This window comes from Mycobacterium sp. 1165178.9 (assembly GCF_001673555.1).
Classification (GTDB): domain Bacteria; phylum Actinomycetota; class Actinomycetes; order Mycobacteriales; family Mycobacteriaceae; genus Mycobacterium.
Genome location: NZ_LZMB01000032.1, coordinates 1 through 2847 on the forward strand (window position 1 = coordinate 1; position 2847 = coordinate 2847).

At 71.9% G+C, this 2847-nt stretch carries 3 protein-coding genes and 2 pseudogenes; 4 read left to right on the plus strand and 1 reads right to left on the minus strand.

The genetic code is table 11. The features are described from left to right. The 4 genes and pseudogenes from A5652_RS01830 to A5652_RS01845 form a co-directional block, all read left to right on the plus strand. On the plus strand, positions 1 to 921 hold a 921-nt coding region (locus tag A5652_RS01830; RefSeq protein ID WP_067346054.1), incomplete at its 5' end, for a glutamate-1-semialdehyde 2,1-aminomutase. Beyond that, positions 921 to 1529 (plus strand): histidine phosphatase family protein, encoded by a 609-nt coding sequence (locus A5652_RS01835; RefSeq protein ID WP_067346055.1) that lies wholly within the window; start codon positions 921 to 923, stop codon positions 1527 to 1529. The genes A5652_RS01830 and A5652_RS01835, both read left to right, overlap by 1 nt. A 64-nt stretch (positions 1530 to 1593) precedes the next feature. Then, positions 1594 to 2211, plus strand: a complete 618-nt coding sequence (locus A5652_RS01840; protein WP_067346057.1) for a TlpA disulfide reductase family protein — start codon at positions 1594 to 1596, stop codon at positions 2209 to 2211. Between the two features lie 16 nt (positions 2212 to 2227). Continuing rightward, a pseudogene (locus A5652_RS01845) lies at positions 2228 to 2674 on the plus strand (cytochrome c biogenesis CcdA family protein); the annotation flags it as partial. A 41-nt stretch (positions 2675 to 2715) separates the two neighbouring features. Here the strand turns inward: A5652_RS01845 and A5652_RS26305 are convergent. After that, positions 2716 to 2844: pseudogene (locus tag A5652_RS26305) on the minus strand (hypothetical protein); the annotation flags it as partial. Positions 2845 to 2847 lie beyond the last annotated feature (3 nt).

Sequence of the window (2847 nt, forward strand, 5' to 3'; positions counted from 1 at the left end):
CGCGGCTTCACCGGCCGGGCCAAGGTCATCAAGTTCTCCGGCTGCTACCACGGCCACGTCGACGCGCTGCTCGCCGACGCGGGTTCCGGGGTGGCGACGCTGGGCCTGCCGTCCTCGCCGGGCGTCACCGGTGCGACGGCGGCCGACACAATCGTGTTGCCCTACAACGACATCGACGCCGTTCAACAGAGTTTCGCCCGGTTCGGCGAGCAGATCGCGGCGGTGATCACCGAGGCCAGCCCGGGCAACATGGGTGTGGTGCCGCCCGCGCCCGGCTACAACGCGGCGCTGCGTGCGATCACCGCCGAGCACGGCGCGCTGCTGATCATCGACGAGGTGATGACCGGCTTCCGGGTCAGCCGAAGTGGTTGGTACGGAATCGATCCCGTGGAGGCCGACCTGTTCACCTTCGGCAAGGTGATGAGCGGCGGCCTGCCGGCCGCCGCGTTCGGCGGCCGGCCCGACGTGATGGAGCGGTTGGCGCCGCTGGGCCCGGTGTATCAGGCCGGCACGCTGTCGGGCAACCCGGTGGCGATGGCCGCCGGGCTGGCGACCCTGCGTAACGCCGACGCCGCGGCCTACGCCACTCTGGACGCCAACGCCGATCGCCTGGCCGGGCTGTTCTCCGATGCGCTCACGAATGCCGGTGTGGCGCATCAGATTCCGCGGGCCGGCAACATGCTCAGTGTGTTCTTCTCCGAGACGCCGGTGCACGATTTCGCGTCCGCGCGGGCCACCCAGACGTGGCGTTATCCACCGTTCTTCCACGCGTTGCTGGATGCGGGGGTCTACCCGCCGTGCAGCGCCTTCGAGGCGTGGTTCGTCTCATGCGCCCTGGACGACGGCGCGTTCGACCGCATCGCCGGCGCCCTGCCCGCCGCGGCCAGGGCCGCCGCGCAAGCCGAGAAGGGAAAGTCCTGATGGCCGAGCACACCCGGGTGCACGTCGTGCGGCACGGCGAGGTGTACAACCCGAGCGGCATCCTCTACGGGCGGCTGCCTGATTTCCACCTCTCCGACAACGGCCGCGCGCAAGCGGGCGCGGTGGCCGACGCGTTGGCTCACCGCGACATCGTCGCGGTGATCGCCTCGCCGCTGGAACGGGCCCAGGAGACCGCCGCGCCCATCGCCGCCAAGCACGGCCTGACCGTGGACACCGACCCGGACCTGATCGAATCGGCCAACTTCTTTCAGGGCAAACGGGTCAGCCCGGGCGACGGCGCCTGGCGCGATCCGCGGGTGTGGTGGCAGCTGCGCAACCCGTTCCGGCCGTCCTGGGGTGAGCCGTACGCCGAGATCGCGGCCCGGATGCAAACGGCGGCGGACAAGGCCCGGGCCCGCGGCGCCGGCCACGAGGTGGTGTGCGTCAGCCACCAACTGCCGGTGTGGACGCTGCGGCTGCATGTGACCGGCCGGCGACTGTGGCACGACCCGCGGCGGCGGCAGTGCGGGCTCGCGTCGGTGACGACCCTGGTCTACGACGGCGACCGGCTGGTCGACGTCGAGTACAGCGAACCGGCGGCGCGTTGACCGCGCGCCGACGACGATGCAGAGCGAAGCGATGAGGAGTGGCGCCTTGACCGCGCGACAGGCGATGGCCGGGGCCGTGCTGGCGGCGCTGCTGCCCGGCCTGGTCGCCGGCTGCTCCTCGGGCCGCGACGCGGTGGCCCAGGGCGGCACCTTCGAGTTCGTCTCGCCCGGCGGCAAGACCGACATCTACTACGACCCGCCGGCCAGTCGCGGCCGCCCCGGCCCGCTGGCCGGGCCCGACCTGGCCGACCCCGCGCACACGCTGTCGCTGGACGACCCGATCTTCGCTGGGCGGGTCGTGGTCATCAACATTTGGGGGCAGTGGTGCGGGCCGTGCCGCGCCGAGGTCACCCAGCTCCAGCAGGTGTATGACGCCACCCGGGGCTCGGCGGTGTCCTTCCTGGGCATCGACGTCCGGGACAACAACCGGCAGGCGGCACTGGACTTCGTCAACGACCGCAAGGTGACGTTCCCGTCCATCTACGACCCCGCCATGCGCACCCTGATCGCGTTCGGCGGCAAGTACCCGACGACCGTGATCCCGTCCACGCTGGTTCTCGACCGCCAGCACCGGGTCGCGGCGGTCTTCCTGCGCGAACTGCTGGCGACCGACCTGCAGCCGGTGGTGCAGCGACTGGCCGGCGAGGCATCGCCGACCCCGGCAGGCAAGGCGGCGTCGTGACGGGCTCGAGACGGCGATGACCGGATTCACTCAGCTCGCCGCCGCCGGGCCCCTCCTGGTGGCCCTCGGAGCCTGCCTGCTGGCGGGACTGGTCTCGTTCGCCTCGCCGTGCGTGGTGCCGTTGGTGCCCGGCTACCTGTCGTATCTGGCCGCGGTCGTGGGCGTGGACCAACAGCCACCGGCGGGCGCGAACTTTGCGCGCCCCGCGAGGTCCGCCCGCTGGCGCGTGGCGGGATCGGCGGCGCTGTTCGTCGCCGGGTTCACCACCGTTTTTGTGCTCGGCACCGTCGCCGTCCTGGGCATGACGACCACGCTGATCACCAACCAGCTGCTGCTGCAACGGGCCGGGGGAGTGCTGACCATCGTCATGGGCTTGGTGTTCGTGGGCCTCATCCCGGCCCTGCAGCGCCAGGCCCGGTTCAGTCCGCGCCAGCTGACCACGGTCGCCGGGGCGACGGTGATCACGCCGGCCAGCGTCGGCCCCAGGCACGGCGTCCAGCCCAACGCGAACACCGCGCCCAGCACCGGCGCCCCGGCGACCGTGGTCAGCTGGCGCGGACTGAACCGGGCCTGGCGCTGCAGGGCCGGGGGAGTGCTGACCATCGTCATGGGCTTGGGGTTCGTGGGCCTCATCCA

Coding starts and splice junctions, on each gene's coding strand:
- A5652_RS01840 (WP_067346057.1), top strand. CDS start 1,594: ATGGCCGGGGCCGTGCTGGCGGCGCTGCTGCCCGGCCTGGTCGCCGGC.
- A5652_RS01835 (WP_067346055.1), top strand. CDS start 921: ATGGCCGAGCACACCCGGGTGCACGTCGTGCGGCACGGCGAGGTGTAC.